The sequence below is a fragment of the Prevotella melaninogenica genome (assembly GCF_018128065.1).
Lineage (GTDB): Bacteria > Bacteroidota > Bacteroidia > Bacteroidales > Bacteroidaceae > Prevotella.
Genome location: NZ_CP072360.1, coordinates 1,588,100 through 1,604,781, shown reverse-complemented (window position 1 = coordinate 1,604,781; position 16,682 = coordinate 1,588,100). Strand labels below are relative to the sequence as shown.

Here is a 16,682-nt window from a genome sequence, read left to right as displayed (position 1 = left end):
AGTTATTATGCGACATTAACAGAAGATAAAAAGGAAAACATAGATACTTTTTAGAATACAACTACAATGAAAAATTTCTCTAACTTTGCACCTGCAAAACAGCATATTTAGAGAGTGTTCTAAAATGGATACATACAAATTAACCCCAAAACATACTGATTCAGTCTGAAGGAAACAACAGGCAGACTTCAGACATATTTATATAAGGCAGAGTATTTTTATCAAACACAATAATAAACATGAGAGAAAAAACAATTCAATTCAGGTTATGGTCTATCGTCTTCCTGATGCTGTTGCTGCCTAAGCAAGTGGCAGCGTACACTGATGGTGACATCGTCAAACATGACGGTATCGTCTACCAAGTGGTAAAAGCAAGTGAAAGTACCTTGTCGTTTGTTGGAACAGAGAACAAGACGGGGGCCATTACTATCCCCGCAACATGGAGTGACAATAAAGGTACCACCTTTAAGGTTACAAAAGTGGGTGGTAATGAGATCTATAAATGCCAGGGGGTAACCAGCGTGAACCTGCCGGAAGGCATTACGGAAATTGCCTATTCGTCCTTTACAGATGCAGAGCTGGAGACACTGAATATACCTGCCACTGTTAAGACAATATCTGACAACACTTTCTACAGAGTAAAGAAAATGCCGAAAATCACGGTTGCATCAGCCAGTACAACATTTTCGGATGACGGACATGGGGCACTCTATAACCACGACAAAACCCAACTCTATGCCGTTCCGACAGATGCATATATGACTGCCGACTGCACTTATACCATCAACCCTGCCGTAGAAGTGATAAAGCATTCTGCCTTTATCAGTTTTCCTCAGAACACAGGCATAAAGAAAATCATTTTACTGCCTCATCTGAAAAATGCTGCAACAGACTATCCAAGTTTTGCACAGATAAACACTTTAGAGGCTTACGAGATGCCTGCAGGTGCTACAGGAGATTATAAGGTTGATGGAGGTGTGCTGTTCTACAAAGACAAACTGGTGCAATATCCTCGCAACAAACAGGACAAAGATTACAAGGTTCCCAATGGTATAAAAGGAATTTACCTGCGTGCTTTCGATGCTGTAAGACAGATGGAGAGTATCGATATGAACCAAGTGACCAAATTAGATGTCAACTCTCTTTTTGGCTGTCAGAATCTGAAGACAGTGACTCTGCCAAAGGATCTTGAAGTAGACGGAACGGCGGGAGCCATTGCCAGCTGTCCGAAAATCAAGGAATACAAAACAGCACCAGGCTGCGTTAACTTCATTGAAGAAGAAGGTGTCATCTACAGTAAACCAGACAAGTCTAAAGTTTATTTCTTCCCTCCGTCAAAAGAAATAACAGATGGGAAATACACCATCCCATCTTTCGTCAAAGAAATAGAAAAGTTTGCCTTTGCAAGTAATCAGAATATCCAAGAGCTGACAATTCCGAGCAGTGTAACGACAATTAACACGCAAGCCATCAGCTCCTTCAAGGATTTGAAGAAAGTTACATTTATCAATCCTTCGAGCTGTTCGAAGATTGACGGTGGTGCGTTTGGATGGAACTATGCATTAAAGGAGGTAACCCTGCCTTCCGCTCTAAAGGAACTGGATAAGATTTTCACATCATGTTCAAGTATGGAAACCATCAACGTACCTGACAACTCCAAACTGAAGACGATAAAGAACGGTGCACTCCAATTTACCAGGAACTTGAAGCACTTCAACTTCCAAGGCAGTTGCGATCTTGAGACTATCGAGGACGGAGCATTCCAGAACCTGGACAAGTTGGAGGGATTCAACTTCCCCAAGAATGTGACTACCATCGGCAGCAATGCTTTCAACGGCTGTAAGAGCATGGCAACCGCCACTTTTAAGGACGACGCTATCATTACAACCATTAAGGCAGGAGCACTTGCCGACTGCGGTCTGACTTCTATCAGTATTCCAAACAGTGTTAAGACCCTTGAAAAAGAAGCTTTCCGCAACTGTTCAGCCCTGACAACCGTCAATCTGTCAAAGAATGTAGAGAGTGTCAGTCCGGAAACTTTCAAATATTGCGAGCATTTAACCGCAATCAACGTTGACAAGGAGAATACCAAGTACTCAAGTGTTGACGGTTATCTCCTTTCTCACGATAAAGAAGAGTTGATTCTCTTTCCTCATGGAAAGGCGAGTGAACACTTTACACTCCTGCCTCCTTCAATCAAGAAGATTGGAAATTATGCTTTCTATGAATGCGTAGGTCTGAAGAATGTTGTTATTCCTAACAAGGTCGAAGAAATTGGCGAGCGTGCATTCTATAATTGCAAGAACTTGAATACCATTACATTCCTCTGCGACAAGATGATTGACCCGGCAAAAATCAATCAGGAAGAAAACAAGCGCAGCTTCGACAATGGCTCAGCAGGAACAACGAATATGCCGACCAACATAAACATCTATGTACGTAAAGAACGCCTTAATGATTATCAAACCAACACATTCTATCAGAACTTTAAGAGTACACATACCTCTTTCATAGAAAACAATCTGGAGTATCTGCCGGTATCAGAAAACTCTGTCGATCTCCTCGATGTAAAAAACACCGATTATACTTTCGTCGTACCCGAAACAGTGGAGCACAACGGCAAGACCTACAATGTCAACATGATTGGTGACTATGCTTTCCAGTCAACTTCTGCTAACGTACACGAGGTGGTTGTGAAGAAGAATGTAGAGTACATCGGTGCCAAGGCTTTCAAGACAAACATTACAGCTGATGCTTCTACCATCGAAAATGTATTCTTCCTTTCTTCCAACCCGACAAAGCAGATGCTGAGTACTACCCGCTTTGAACTGGATGAGACTGGAAAAGATTACAATGAGTTCGCCTCTTCTACGAAAGTCTATGTGAAGAAGTCCCAGCTTTCCAATTACAAGACTGAATGGGATAAAAAGGTCTACAGTACGACTGAACATAAATATGTTGAAAGCACCAGGAACTTCATCAACCAGATTGACTTCAAGATTCCGGGTATCAACATCACACACAAGTACGGTACATTCGCACGTGAGTTCGACACGGACTTCAGCGAGTACAAGAAGGAAAAGCACATCTGCGACATGGGCGCATTTGTAGCTCCTATCTCAAGCATCACACAGGGTTCCGGCGACTACGGTACGTCTACCTACATGGTACGTATGACAAGTGTAGATGTGAACGGCGGTGTTACCAACGAATACGGCTATATACCGGCTTATACCGGTGTACTGCTGAAGGTGCTTGACGGAGAGAAAACTCCCACTGACTTCTACTACACCATCGGTGAGAAAGACGACCACACATATACCATCAGCCACAACATGATGGAAGGTGTCACAGTCAATCCGCACACCGTCACGACAGGCACGGATCCTATCTACGTCATGTCCGCCCGTGAAGGTATCTTCAAGAAAGCCAAGGCTACAATCAATATACCGGTTCACAAGGCATACGCCAAGATCCAGGGGGTACCGGTCGGTGCCAAGGTGATGTTCTCTTTCGACGACTCCTCAACGACAGGTATCGACACGATTGATACAGCCTCATCAGACAACAGTACCGACAGAGCTTACTACAACCTGCAGGGGCAGTGTGTAGAACATCCGCAGCACGGAGTCTATATCCACAACGGAAAGAAAGTTATCATTAAATGAGAAAGGAACAGTCATGAAAAAGAAGAGATATATCATACCTTCAACCGAGAACCACCGCTTCTCAATGGAGAACCTGATGATTACCGCCAGTCCGGGTGTTTCAAACGACGAGTTTGACCCGGATGACGATGAGGTAGGAGCAAAAGAAAACCCCTCTTTCAATTCTACGGAATATCCTCATTATTCACCTTGGGAAGATTAAGGAAACCGACAAATACGATAATGGATGCAAGAGACCGGTTCTTTACGCAGATGCGACATCAACGTAAGATGAGGCAACTGAAAAAGGCATTTCTGTCAAGCCTCATACTGATTGCCCTGGCAATCCTGGCACTTTGCATCTATCTATACGGACTCGCATCCTGAGTTCTCATTCTTTACACAACAGTGTAAATTCTCTCTCTCAATAAAAAGAGGGTGTGCCAATATGATATGAACCCCGAAAGTTAGACAAAAAACTTTCGGGGTTTTATTAGTACGCTCGGCATGGGCATTGTCTAACGGGTGTAAGTCCCGAGTAAGCCCTAATAGCGGGAATTACATAGCCAACGGCAAGGGTGTTCATCGTGAGGTGAAATCTGAAGGAAGCCATCGGCAAACATCTGACCTAACGTACAGAAACTTCATATAAGGCATATGACCGTGGATGAGATTGCCAAACAAATCAAAGTCCCATAGCTATTCGGAACGGTTGGTGGAGTTTCCTTGAGCGAAGTGAAAAAATGAAGTAGGTATAAGATGGAAAGACAATGCCCTTATTCGAGGAGGTCTCACGGACGTGACGATTAGTTGTCTTTACAAAAGTTGCGGAGCAAAACTTGCCGTGAGAAGTCAGCAGATGCCATAGTAGTGTAGCGGTCGGTAACGCTTCACGAAGGGCAGAACCTAATAATTAAGCGATAGTAATTGAAAGTTACCGTATGAAGGAACGAATGCAGAAAACATCAGCTTATGCTAATGACTGCCCCCAGAGAGATAGGACGGAATCCGAATGGTATGGGGGAGTGCAGACTTTCATGTGGATATCCGAAGACAACATCGTGGAAGTTCCATTCGACAAGGAGCACTTGTTGGAGTTAATCCTCAGTCCCGAGAACCTGAACCGAGCCTATAAGGCAGTTGTGGGGAACAAGGGTAAGGGTGGTATCGACAAGATGTCATGCGCGCAGCTACTACCATGGCTCTTGACCCATAAGGATGAACTTCTATGCTCCTTGTTTGACGGTACATACCGTCCCAATCCTGTCCGCCGGGTAGAGATACCCAAGGACAATGGCAAGATGCGCCTGCTGGGCATACCCACTGTGGTTGACCGCATGGTGCAGCAAGCCATCAACCAAGTGCTAACCCAAATCTATGAGCCTCATTTTTCCAAGCGGAGCTTCGGCTTTTGCCCGACCAGAGGATGCCACAACGCACTGCGAGAAGTGCAGAAGACGGTTGATGATGGCTATACATATGTAGTTGACCTCGACCTCGAACGCTTCTTCGACACAGTTAACCACGGCAAACTCATAGAGATACTCAGCCGTACGATAAAGGATGGCAGAGTGGTTAGCCTTATACACAAATATCTGCGCAGCGGTGTGATAGCCAAAGGTCTTTGGCACGCGAGCGAGGAGGGAACTCCGCAAGGCGGTCCTCTAAGTCCACTTTTGAGCAACATCATGCTCAACGAGTTGGACAAGGAACTCGCACGTAGAGGTCACCCCTTTGTCCGCTATGCCGATGATGCGATGATATTCTGTAAGTCCAAGAGGGCTGCAGAACGTGTAAGGTCGTCCATAACCAAGTTTATTGATGGAAAACTCTTCCTTAAGGTGAACAAGGAAAAGACGGTCGTTTCGTATATCAAGGGTGTGAAGTACCTCGGCTACTCCTTTTATGTACACAGAGGTAAATGCCAACTCACGGTACACTCCAAATCTAAGTCGAAGATGAAGTCATCCCTCAAAGAGTTGACAAGTCGTAGCAATGGTTGGGGATATGTGAAGAGAAAGCAGAAACTGAGAAAGTATATTGTGGGATGGGTAGGTTACTACCACCTTGCCAATATGAAACGGTTTTGCCTTGAAACCGACGAATGGCTAAGGCGACGCATACGCATGTGCATATGGAAAGCTTGGAAGAAGCCAAAGACGAAAGTTGTCAATCTCATTAGGTGCGGAATTGCCAAGTGGCAAGCCTACCAATGGGGGAACACTCGCCTGGCTTATTGGCGCATAGCAGGCAGTCCCATCTTGAGTATAGCCATGTCAAACGACCGGCTACGCAAGCAGGGTTATGTCTGCTTATTGGATGCCTATCTCGGATGGAACCCAAAATAGGAACCGCCGTATGCTGAACGGCATGTACGGTGGTGTGAGAGGTCGGTAAACGTGAAAATAGGAGATAAATACCTTTGATTAGCGTTTACCTCCTACTCGATTTTCACGCCTTTTGTCCCAAGGCAGGATAAAGCAAGAAACACCACACAAAAGAGTTTCGTCCAAAGGATGGACGAAAACAAGCCTGTGGTATGTTGGAAGTTCATCAGTATCTTGTTGATGATACCGAGCGTGAAGTGCCACTCGTGAAACGCTTCGTTGCAGAACCAATAACAGTTGATAAGGAGAAATATCACCGATATGCCCCGCATAAAGTCCATGACCTTACCTAATGCCCTTAAATCGTCTTCCTGTGCCATAATGCTGTTTTATTTAGAATATCGTTTTAATACTATTTGAAAAGTGTTTGAATATTATTTGAACGGTGTACTTTAACGCTTTCTGCGTTTAAGATTTACCTTATTTTGTCTGCGGAGCTTTCGCTGCCACGCCACTTCCTTCCAATCATCGTTGCCCATAGGTAGGAATGAACCATTTGCCATATCCTCAATAAGCTCATTGACAATGTTATCGCCTTCTTCCGTATTCTGTCGCAAAGATTGAACGGTTGCCGATTGTTCCAAATGGACAGACGGACAGCCATACAGCGTTTCATCCAAGAATGGATTGTGTGTAGGATTGGAGAAATAAGTGTTGAATACATTGGCGGCATATCCTTTGCCTAATCGGGAGCCATTGAGGGCGATGCCCTCCTTGTCGTCAATGAACGTGACGCCATACATTCGTCCACTTTCGTTCTTTCGGATTACCACACGCAAGCCTTGTACTTCCAATCTTTGTCGAAGTTCTTCCTCTGTCTTTGGAGAGGTACGCATTGTTTGTAACACCTTGCCTATTATAGTCGGTACCAACGGCTTGACGGCTTGTTTTGATTTCTGCATCCTGTTCTGTACGGCAGTATAGCCCACACCACGGCCGATGTCTGAGGCATGGATGGGTGTGCCCGCCTTGTTGCCCTTGCCATCAGTTGGAAGATAGACAAGTCCATTGTATTTCCTTCCCCGAAACTCCGTCTTCACTTCTTCCACGGCAAGTTTGTATGCGGAAAGGATGGCGTTCAGCTCTCCCAATGAACAGAAGCAATAATGTTTCAGCACCATGCGGAGAATACTTGCCACCTGCTCCTTGATGTTTCCTCTATCAATATTCACTTTTGGTGTTTTTGTTTCCACATTATCCCTGACCTTTGAACTTGGAATGAGACCATATTTCCTCTCCAAGACATCGGTAATCTGCTTGCTCCGCCGCTTCTCAAACTTGTCGTTGATTTTCTTTCCCTCACCGTTTATCCGAAGCGACACAATGTGGATATGCTCACGGGCGATGTCATTATGCTTGAACACAATGTAGGGCTGATTGCCATAGCCGAGTGCCTCCATATACTCTTTTGCTATCTGCGAGAGTGTTTCATCGGATAGTTTCTCGTCTGGGTGCGGATTGAGCGAACAGTGGAACACCGTTTTCTTGGTACGGCAGTTCTTCGGTATCAATGCCTCCATATCAGCAAGCACGTCCTCCATCGTATAACGTCCTTCCTTGCTCTGATACAATTCAGCGGCAAGAAGAATATTTGCTTCTCCTTTTTCCACCTTTTTGAAGTTGTAGCCGAGTGCACCTCCAAGGTTCTCCGTTGCTGAAATTTTTGCTATCATTTTTCTAACTAACGTGAGTTCGATGAATTATAAGTGTCTATAGATTTGGTGATTAACGAAATTTGTTGTAATTTTAAAGTGTTGATATACATAGAATTACAAACAAAAATCGCTATGATCACCGAAGATAAAGTTACTGAAATATTTTGTATGGCAGACGACTTCTGCAAGTTTTTTGATGCTATGACAACAAAATATGCGCTAAAACCTGCCGGAAAAAGAAAATATCATCGAAGTTCCACGATGTCAAAGGCAGAAGTCATGCTGATAATGATTCTTTTCCACGACTCCGGTTATCGCTGCTTTAAACATTTCTATCTTGAAAAAGTATGCAAGCATCTTCGCCATCTGTTTCCCAATGTTGTTTCTTATAACCGTTTAGTAGAATTGGAAAAGGAGGTAGCCGTACCCTTAACCTTGTTTATCAAGAAGGTCCTCTTGGGAAAATGCACGGGCATAAGATTTGTTGACAGTACACCATTGTGTGTCTGCAAGAATCAGAGAATACATATTCACAAAGTTTTCAAAGGCATAGCCCAAAGAGGAAAATGCTCTATGGGTTGGTTCTTCGGTTCCAAATTGCACTTGATTTGCAATGAGAAAGGAGAGCTTCTCAACTTTATGATAACGCCGGGAGATGTTGATGATCGTAAGCCTTTGGAGTACAAGGCATTCATAGAATTCATCTATGGTAAGCTGGTCGGTGATAAGGGGTACATCGGCAAGAACCTCTTTCAAAGGCTTTTCGTTGACGGAATACAGCTTATTACCAAATTGAAAAGTAACATGAAAGGAGCTTTAATGAGCGTTTCAGACAGACTTTTACTCAGAAAAAGAGCCATTATAGAAACGGTGAATGATGAACTTAAGAACATTGCACAAGTGGAACACTCCAGGCATAGATGCTTTGACAATTTCATCGTCAACTTATTAGGGGCAATTGCTGCCTATTGCCTGTTTCCAAAGAAGCCGTGCATCAATCTGCAAAGGACTATTGATACACAGCTTGCTTTGTTCTGAATTCGTCGAACTCACGTTAAAATAAATTTAGACATTCAACACACATAAGTGTTTATTGCAAAATACTTATTTTTGGGTATTGCGGCGTTTTTATATCTTTACTACTTTTGCAAAATAAACATTGCAGCTATGCGAATACACAATATTTATATAGTAAGAGCGCAAATAGGCTCGTTCAATAAATCGCACCGTTCGATTACGAAACGGTGCGATTTTTTTATGAACAAAACAGAACTTGGTTCATTATTTAAAGTTTTCATCGGCGTATGCAGACACTGAAAGACGACATACGACAGCGTATTGTTGCCGTAGCGCGCGAGGAATTTATCGCTCACGGCGCACGCAGCACGTCTATCCGTACGGTGGCGCGGCGTGCGGGCATTGCTGCTGGCAACGTGTACAACTACTTCCGCAGCAAGGACGAGCTGTTCTGCGAGGTGTTGCGGCCGCTGCTCAACGAGCTGAACCGCTACATTCTGTCGCACAACGAGGAGCGGCACCTCTGCATCGAGGTGTTCGACGCACTCGATTTTCAGAACGAATACATCGGTGCAATGAAGCGAATGGTGAGGCTTTACCGCCCCGAGCTGTGCCTGTTGCTATTCAATGCCGAAGGCACATCGCTTGCGGGCTACAAGGAGAGAATAGCTGAACACCAGCTGAAAGCAGGCACGGAATACCTGCGACTGATGAAAGCGCGCTATCCGCACATCAACATCGACATATCGCCCTTCTTCCTGCACATTGCGAGTTCCATGTGGGTGAACATCTTCTGCGAACTTGTGGAGCACGAGGAGTACGACGAAAGCGAGGTGAACCGTGCGCTCGAGCAGTATGCCGCTTACAGTATGGCAGGGTGGAGAGAGCTGATGAAACCGTAGAAATAACAACCTTTTAACATATATAGAAGAAGATGATAAGAATACTGAAACGCTTAGGACGTTACATGGGAGGGCGCAAGCCGTTGCTGCCCTGCTCGGTTGTGCTGTCGGCAGTGAACGGACTGCTGTCGCTCGTACCCTTTATTTTCCTGTGGTTGGTGGTGCGCACGCTGCTCACTGCCGACGGAGACCTTGCCGATACGCCCGTATGGGATTATGCCATTGCGGCGTTCGTGGTGTCGGTGGCGAATGTTCTGCTCTATTTCGCCGCCCTCATGCTCTCGCATCTTTCCGCTTTCCGCATCGAAACCAATATGCGGCGCACTGCCATGGAACGGCTGATGAGTGTTCCGTTGGGCTTTTTCGACACGCAGAACACGGGGCGTATGCGCAAGATAATAGACGAAGATTCGAGCCAGACCCACACTTTCGTGGCACACATACTGCCCGATGTGGCAGGCAGCGTGGTGGCTCCGATAGGCATCATAGTGCTTCTGCTTGCCGTAGACTGGCAGTTGGGCATTGCCGCAATGGTGCCGATAGTGTGCGCCTTCGGCATTATGGGCTACATGATGAACCCTAAGAACAACGATTTCCAGCGTATGTACCTTGACGCACAGGAGAAAATGAGTGCCGAAGCTGTGGAGTACGTGCGCGGAATACCCGTCGTGAAGGTCTTCCAACAGACGGTATTCTCGTTCAAACGCTTTCACGACAGCATCATCAACTACCGCGACCTCGTCATCAGGTACACCCTTCTGTGGCGCACGCCCATGTCTGCCTACACCATAGCCATCAATGCTTTCGCCTTTCTGCTTGTGCCTACGGGCATCATACTGATAGGGCACGGCGGCGAAACTGCCATCATCGTTTCCGATATGGTGCTGTATGTGCTCATCGCACCCATCATTGCAGCCAACGTAATGAAAGCCATGCACCTCAGCGAGAACCTCTTTCTGGCAAACGAAGCGGTAGACCGATTGGAGAAACTCACTGCCACGCCACCGCTTCCAGAGAGTTCCGAGCCTGAGAAAGCAACAGCCTTCGATGTCAGCCTGCGCAATGTGTCGTTCCGATACGAAGCGGCGGAGTGCGATGCCGTAAGCCACATCGACCTCGACATACCGCAAGGCAAGACCGTTGCGCTGGTGGGAGCGTCCGGAAGCGGCAAGACAACCATCGCAAGACTTATTCCACGCTTCTGGGACGTGCGCGAAGGCAGCTTGAAAATAGGCGGTGTGGACGTTCGGCACATGGATAAGGCAACGCTGATGCGCAACGTGTCGTTCGTGTTTCAGAACACCCGACTGTTCAAGACCTCCATTTTGGAGAACATACGCTACGGCAATCCCGATGCAACCATCGAGCAGGTGAACCGTGCCGTAGACCTCTCGCAGAGTCGGGAAATCATCGAGCGGCTGCCACAGGGGCTGGACACCGTGATAGGAGCGGAGGGAACATACCTCTCTGGCGGCGAGCAGCAGCGCATAGTGCTTGCCCGTGCCATTCTGAAAGATGCGCCCATCGTGGTGCTCGACGAAGCTACTGCCTTTGCCGACCCCGAAAACGAGCACCTTATCAGGCAGGCATTTGCCCACCTGACTTGCGGAAAAACCGTGCTCATGATAGCCCACCGACTGACCACCGTGCAAGATGCCGACAACATTGTCGTGGTAGACAACGGCAGAATAGCCGAACAGGGCACCCACCAACAGCTCATGGAGCAAGCCACATTATATTATAAGATGTGGAACGAATACCAAAAGTCGGTGGCATGGAAACTATAAACCTAAACAGAAAGGACACAAGATTATGATAAAATATCTTCAACAACGGTTCGCCCTCACCGAAAAAGGAGCGAAAGACTTGCGGAAAGGCATCGCCTGCTCTACACTAATGAACCTCGCATTGATGCTGCCGCCCACCTATTTGTTCTTCTTCCTCATGGAGTACATCGACGCCAAGCCCTCCACCGAGCCGCACACGCTGTGGTTCTATGTGCTTGTGGCAACGCTCTTGGCAGTGCTTATGTTCTTCATAGCCCTCCGACAGTACGACAGCACCTACACCACCGTCTACAACGAGAGTGCGCAACGCCGCATCGGAGTGGCGGAAAAGCTGCGCCGACTGCCCCTCGCTTTCTTCGGCGAACGCAACCTTTCCGACCTCACCTCTACCGTGATGGAAGACTGCACGATGCTCGAGCAAACCTTCTCGCACGCTGTTCCCCAGCTGTTTGCGTCGGCTCTGAGCGTCGTCATCATCGGCGTGGGCATGTTCTCCTACAACTGGCACTTGGCTTTAGCCCTCTTTTGGGTTGTTCCGCTCGCCGTAACCACCCTGCTGCTGTCGCGCCGTCAGCTCCACAAAGCCTTCGTCCAACACTATAAAGTGAAGCGTGGCGTAACCGAACAGATACAGGAAGGGCTGGAATGTATGCAGGAAATAAGGTCGTACAGTGGCGAACAGACATACTGCCGCAGCTTCGACAAGCGGCTGAAGGGCTACGAACGCGAGCTGGTGCGCGGCGAACTCGTGGCAGGAGTCTTCCTCAATCTCGCCGGAATGCTGCTCAAGCTCGGTATGCCCACCGTTATATTGGTGGGAGCGTGGCTGTTGCAGCAGGGCGAAGTGTCGGTATTCACCTACTTGGCTTACCTCTTGGCATCGGCAATGGTCTACAATCCCATTATCGAAGTGTGCAACTACCTTGCCCTTCTCTCTTTCCTCGACGTGCGCATCAACCGTATGAAGGAAATAGAAAACATGCCTACGCAGGAGGGAAGTGCAGACGTACAACTCGAAAACTACGACATCGAGTTCCGCAACGTAAGTTTTGCCTACGAAACCAAGAAGCAAGTGCTGCACAATGTCTCGTTCACGGCACGTCAAGGCACCGTTACCGCCCTCGTAGGGCCGTCGGGTGGAGGCAAAAGCACTACTGCCAAACTCGCCGCACGCTTTTGGGACATCGAAGACGGACAAATTCTTGTGGGCGGAAACGACATCTCGAAGATTGACCCCGAAACGCTGCTGAAACACTATTCCATTGTTTTTCAGGACGTATTGCTGTTCAATGCCTCTATTGCCGACAATATCCGAATCGGCAAGCGCAACGCCACCGACGAGGAAGTGCGCCACGCCGCCCGACTGGCGCAGTGCGACGACTTCATCAGCCGAATGCCGCAAGGCTACGATACCGTCATCGGCGAAAACGGCGAAACCCTTTCGGGTGGCGAGCGGCAGCGTATTTCCATTGCCCGCGCCCTGCTGAAGAATGCCCCAATCATACTTCTCGACGAAGCCACCGCAAGCCTTGACGCCGAGAACGAGACGAAAATACAAGCGGGCATCTCCGAACTGGTACGTAACAAGACCGTTATCATCATCGCCCACCGTATGCGCACCGTCCGCAATGCCGACCACATCGTGGTGCTTAGCGGCGGAACGGTGAGCGAACAGGGCACGCCCGACGAGCTGTTGGCTCGCAACGGCGAGTTCGCCCGCATGGTTCGTCTGCAACAGGAAAAACGGCAATGATACCCCCACATCAATCGCTCGCAAAGGATTATGGCAAACAGCAACAGTATATGTCTTACGGTGTGTATGACGTTCGTGCAAATTGGACACGCTTGTCCAATAAGTTGGACAGGCGAGTCTAATGAGCTGGACAAATTCATCCAATTAGTTGGACATGTGTGTCCAATTCCGTAAGTATTAAAGGTTCCCAACGACTGATTGGAGATAATATTAAGAATAAAGATAAAACAACAATGAAAATCGTAAAAATCAACAGTAAGTTCAAGCAGTTGGCAGACTGGATACTCTGCCACCGGCTTGTGGTCGGTGCGTTGTTCGTAGTCATCATCGCCTTCTCGTTTGTGGGAGCGAAGCGCATCGTGATGAAAACTTCGTTCGACGACTATTTCGTGAGCGACGACCCGATGCTGCTCAAGACCAACGAGTTCAAGTCTATCTTCGGCAACGACTACTATGTGGCGGTGCTGGTGAAAAACAAGGACATCTTCTCCCAACGCAGCCTGACGCTCATTCGCGAACTGAGCAACGAACTGAAAGACAGCCTGTCGTATGCCGACAAAGTAACGTCGCTCACCGATATTGAGTTTGCCGTAGGTACGGAGGAGGGTATGACCATCGAACAGATTGTCCCCGACGAAATACCGTCTGATGCCGCTTCGCTGAACGTAATCCGGCAGAAAGCGTACAGCAAACCGTATTTGGCAAAGAAGATGGTGTCAAACGACGGCACGATGACGTGGATTATGGTGAAACTGCGGCCGTTCCCCGAAGACAGCGTGTGGAAGAAGACGAGCGACATTGCGCCCGACATGATTACGGGCAAAGAAGCGGGACACATCATCGGCAAGGCGAAATACGCCGAACTGTCGCCCAACGCTGCGGGAATGCCCTATCTGGGCTACGAGAAATTCGTTTATCTCAAAAGCGAACTGGGGCGACTGTTCCTCTTTGCCTTCATCATCTCCATCGTTGTGATGCTCATCGTAACCCGTTCGCTGCGCGGCGTTGTTGCACCACTGCTCACGTCCGTGTTCGGACTGCTCATCAGTTTCGGCATCATCGGCTGGACGGGCATTTACATCGACATGACCACAACAATGATTGCCGTGATACTGACTTTTGCCTGCTCCATCGCCTACAACATTCACCTGTACAATTTCTTCAAGACGCAGTTTGTAGAAACAGGCAAGCGTAGGGAATCAATCAAGGAAGCCGTAGGCGAAACCGGTTGGGGCGTGTTGCTGTCGGGACTTACCACCGTGGCTGCCATGATGACGTTCCTGTCCATGAAGATAGTACCGATGCGAGCCATCGGCATCAACACCTCGCTCTGTCTGCTTGCTGTGCTGCTCACCTGCCTGCTGCTCACACCCATCCTGTTGTCGTTCGGTAAGGACCGCAAGCCTGCCGCCGATATGTCGAAGAGTTTTGAAGGATATATCGGCAAACGATTCGAACAGTTTGGCAGTTTCGTGACGCGCAGGCATCGTTCCATTGTCGTTTCATCGGTTGTGCTGACCATCTTCTGCGGTATCGGACTCTTCTCCATCGAGCCGGCGTTCGACATCGAAAAGACGATGGGGCGGAAGATTCCATACGTAAAGAAATTCCTCGACCTCTGTGAAACCGAACTCGGTTCGATATATTCCTATGACCTTATGATTACCTTGCCGCACGACAACGACGCCAAGAAGCCGGAGAATTTGCAGAAACTTGACCGACTGGCGGAGATTGCAGGCGGCTACAAGCTGACGAAACGCCACAATTCCATCACCGACATCGTGAAGGATATGAACTGTACGCTCAACGGCAACAAGCAGCAGTTCTATCGTATTCCCGACAATGCCGATATGGTGGCGCAGTTGCTGTTGCTCTATGAGAATGCGGGCGGTACGGAGTCGGAATACTGGATGGATTACGACTACAAGCGGCTGCGGTTGCAGTTGGAGATGAAAGACTACAACTCCAATGAGGCGGAAAAGGAAATGAACTACTTACAGGCGGAGGCGCGCAAACTCTTTCCCGGCGCACACGTCTCAGTGGTGGGTAGCATACCGCAGTTCACCGTGATGCAGCAGTATGTGGAGCGCGGGCAGATGTGGTCGATGCTGTTGTCGGTCTTGGTCATAGGCGTTATCCTCGTGCTTGTCTTCGGCAACTGGAAAGTGGGGCTTGTTGGGATGATACCGAACATTGCCCCCGCCATCATCGTGGGCGGTATGATGGGTTGGTTGGGCTATCCGCTCGATATGATGACAGCCTCGCTCATTCCGATGGTCTTGGGTATTGCCGTCGATGACACTATCCACTTCATCAACCACAGCCATGTGACATATGACAGGTGCGGCAATTATGCAGAAGCCATCAACCGAACCTTCCGCACCGAAGGACTCGCCATTGTCATGTCCACAGTCGTCATCTCGGCTACGTTTACAGGCTTCATCTTCTCCGACGGCACACAGATGCGCAATTGGGGCATTCTGGCTGTGGCCGGTATGATGTCGGCCCTGCTGGCAGACCTCTTTCTCGCGCCAATTCTTTTCAAGTATCTCCGTGTATTCGGGAATGATAAGCGGCCTTCCTCGGAAGCGGCAAATGAACTTCCTAAGGAATGACCGACGGACTTCCCAAGGAACGGCAAACGGACTTCCCAGGGAACGACAAACGGACTTCTCAAGAAATGACAAGAGGACTTCTCTGGGAACGACAAATGAATTTCCTTGATAACAACAAAACACCATAAAATATAACGATATGAAAACAAAACATTTCACATTGCTGCTGATCGCCATACTGGCGGTGTGCGGCGCGCAGGCAGCAGGGCTGTCGGGCAGAGACATCATGCAGAAAGTAAGAAACCGCGCAGACGGTGACACACGTTATGCCACCATCGAAATGACGCTCATTCAGAAGAGCGGGCATAAGCGTGTGAGGAAACTCGAATCGTGGGCAATGGACATAGGCAATGATACGAAGAAAATCATGTTCTTCACCTATCCCGGCGACGTGAAGGGTACGGGATTCCTCACTTGGGACTACGACAATACCGCCAAGGTGGACGACAAGTGGCTCTATCTTCCGGCAATGAAAAAGACGAGGCGCATCAGCGGGAAGTCGTCGAAAACCGATTATTTCATGGGCAGCGACTTTACCTACAACGATATGAGCGCCCGCAGCGTGGACGAAGAGAAGCATACGCTTCTGCGCGAAGAAATGTTGGGCGGTCAAAAATGTTGGGTGGTAGAGTCGGTACCCAACGACAAAGACGAGATTTACACACGCCGCGTCACCTGGGTTCGGCAGGACTGCCTGATGGCGGTAAAGGCGGAATACTACGACAAACTGAACAAGCTGCACCGTAGGCTCACGATTTCCAACATAAATAAAGTGCAGGGCTTCTGGACGATGCACCATATGCAGATGGAGAATGTACAGACGGGACACAAAACCATTATCCGTATGGACAATCAGAAGTTCAACATAAAGCTATCGCCTAACCTTTTCACTGTTTCCCAACTGGAGAAAGGACTCTGA

The 16,682-nt window shown here is 48.1% G+C and carries 11 protein-coding genes and 1 pseudogene; 10 read left to right on the top strand and 2 right to left on the bottom strand.

Annotation, left to right across the window (positions count from 1 at the left end; genetic code table 11):
- Positions 1 to 239: 239 nt before the first annotated feature.
- The 3 genes from J5A56_RS12355 (at position 240) to ltrA (ending at position 5,995) form a co-directional block, all read left to right on the top strand.
- Positions 240 to 3,668, top strand: a complete 3,429-nt coding sequence (locus tag J5A56_RS12355; protein WP_021671043.1) for a leucine-rich repeat domain-containing protein — start codon at positions 240 to 242, stop codon at positions 3,666 to 3,668.
- 13 nt (positions 3,669 to 3,681) lie between these two features.
- On the top strand, positions 3,682 to 3,870 hold the full coding sequence (locus tag J5A56_RS12350; protein WP_021671044.1) for a hypothetical protein: 189 nt from the start codon (positions 3,682 to 3,684) through the stop codon (positions 3,868 to 3,870).
- A gap of 718 nt (positions 3,871 to 4,588) precedes the next feature.
- Entirely contained in the window at positions 4,589 to 5,995 is a 1,407-nt protein-coding gene (ltrA, locus tag J5A56_RS12345; RefSeq protein WP_211815442.1) for a group II intron reverse transcriptase/maturase, read from the top strand.
- 95 nt (positions 5,996 to 6,090) lie between these two features.
- On the opposite strand, the pseudogene J5A56_RS12340 reads toward ltrA, so the two are convergent.
- Together J5A56_RS12340 and mobB are read right to left on the bottom strand one after the other, a co-directional pair.
- Positions 6,091 to 6,354: pseudogene (locus J5A56_RS12340) on the bottom strand (YWFCY domain-containing protein); the annotation flags it as partial.
- Between the two features lie 72 nt (positions 6,355 to 6,426).
- Complete coding sequence (gene mobB, locus J5A56_RS12335) at positions 6,427 to 7,707, bottom strand: conjugal transfer protein MobB (RefSeq protein ID WP_211815539.1); 1,281 nt, start codon at positions 7,705 to 7,707, stop codon at positions 6,427 to 6,429.
- Positions 7,708 to 7,821: 114 nt separating this feature from the next.
- Here mobB and J5A56_RS12330 point away from each other — a divergent pair, with 114 nt between their 5' ends.
- The 7 genes from J5A56_RS12330 to J5A56_RS12305 all read left to right on the top strand — a co-directional run bounded on the left by J5A56_RS12330 (position 7,822) and on the right by J5A56_RS12305 (position 16,682).
- A complete protein-coding gene (locus tag J5A56_RS12330; RefSeq protein ID WP_081691256.1) occupies positions 7,822 to 8,727 on the top strand; it encodes an IS982 family transposase in 906 nt (301 codons plus the stop codon).
- Between the two features lie 266 nt (positions 8,728 to 8,993).
- Positions 8,994 to 9,608 carry a TetR/AcrR family transcriptional regulator gene (locus J5A56_RS12325; RefSeq protein ID WP_021670874.1) on the top strand — a complete coding sequence of 205 codons (615 nt, stop codon included), beginning with the start codon at positions 8,994 to 8,996 and terminating at the stop codon, positions 9,606 to 9,608.
- 32 nt (positions 9,609 to 9,640) lie between these two features.
- Positions 9,641 to 11,395 (top strand): ABC transporter ATP-binding protein, encoded by a 1,755-nt coding sequence (locus J5A56_RS12320; RefSeq protein WP_211815538.1) that lies wholly within the window; start codon positions 9,641 to 9,643, stop codon positions 11,393 to 11,395.
- A gap of 25 nt (positions 11,396 to 11,420) precedes the next feature.
- Positions 11,421 to 13,148 carry an ABC transporter ATP-binding protein gene (locus J5A56_RS12315; protein ID WP_211815537.1) on the top strand — a complete coding sequence of 576 codons (1,728 nt, stop codon included), beginning with the start codon at positions 11,421 to 11,423 and terminating at the stop codon, positions 13,146 to 13,148.
- The gene (locus tag J5A56_RS13795) at positions 13,145 to 13,270 is read left to right on the top strand and encodes a hypothetical protein (protein ID WP_282958286.1); all 126 of its coding nucleotides are present in this window, start codon (positions 13,145 to 13,147) and stop codon (positions 13,268 to 13,270) included. Before J5A56_RS12315 ends, J5A56_RS13795 begins: the two co-directional genes overlap by 4 nt.
- A gap of 111 nt (positions 13,271 to 13,381) precedes the next feature.
- On the top strand, positions 13,382 to 15,763 hold the full coding sequence (locus tag J5A56_RS12310) for an efflux RND transporter permease subunit (protein WP_211815536.1): 2,382 nt from the start codon (positions 13,382 to 13,384) through the stop codon (positions 15,761 to 15,763).
- A 139-nt stretch (positions 15,764 to 15,902) separates the two neighbouring features.
- Positions 15,903 to 16,682, top strand: coding sequence for an outer membrane lipoprotein-sorting protein (locus tag J5A56_RS12305; protein ID WP_211815535.1), 780 nt, complete (start codon positions 15,903 to 15,905; stop codon positions 16,680 to 16,682).

Coding starts and splice junctions, on each gene's coding strand:
- J5A56_RS12325 (WP_021670874.1), top strand. CDS start 8,994: ATGCAGACACTGAAAGACGACATACGACAGCGTATTGTTGCCGTAGCG.
- J5A56_RS12330 (WP_081691256.1), top strand. CDS start 7,822: ATGATCACCGAAGATAAAGTTACTGAAATATTTTGTATGGCAGACGAC.
- J5A56_RS12320 (WP_211815538.1), top strand. CDS start 9,641: ATGATAAGAATACTGAAACGCTTAGGACGTTACATGGGAGGGCGCAAG.
- J5A56_RS13795 (WP_282958286.1), top strand. CDS start 13,145: ATGATACCCCCACATCAATCGCTCGCAAAGGATTATGGCAAACAGCAA.
- mobB (WP_211815539.1), bottom strand. CDS start 7,707: ATGATAGCAAAAATTTCAGCAACGGAGAACCTTGGAGGTGCACTCGGC.
- ltrA (WP_211815442.1), top strand. CDS start 4,589: ATGAAGGAACGAATGCAGAAAACATCAGCTTATGCTAATGACTGCCCC.
- J5A56_RS12355 (WP_021671043.1), top strand. CDS start 240: ATGAGAGAAAAAACAATTCAATTCAGGTTATGGTCTATCGTCTTCCTG.
- J5A56_RS12305 (WP_211815535.1), top strand. CDS start 15,903: ATGAAAACAAAACATTTCACATTGCTGCTGATCGCCATACTGGCGGTG.
- J5A56_RS12350 (WP_021671044.1), top strand. CDS start 3,682: ATGAAAAAGAAGAGATATATCATACCTTCAACCGAGAACCACCGCTTC.
- J5A56_RS12315 (WP_211815537.1), top strand. CDS start 11,421: ATGATAAAATATCTTCAACAACGGTTCGCCCTCACCGAAAAAGGAGCG.
- J5A56_RS12310 (WP_211815536.1), top strand. CDS start 13,382: ATGAAAATCGTAAAAATCAACAGTAAGTTCAAGCAGTTGGCAGACTGG.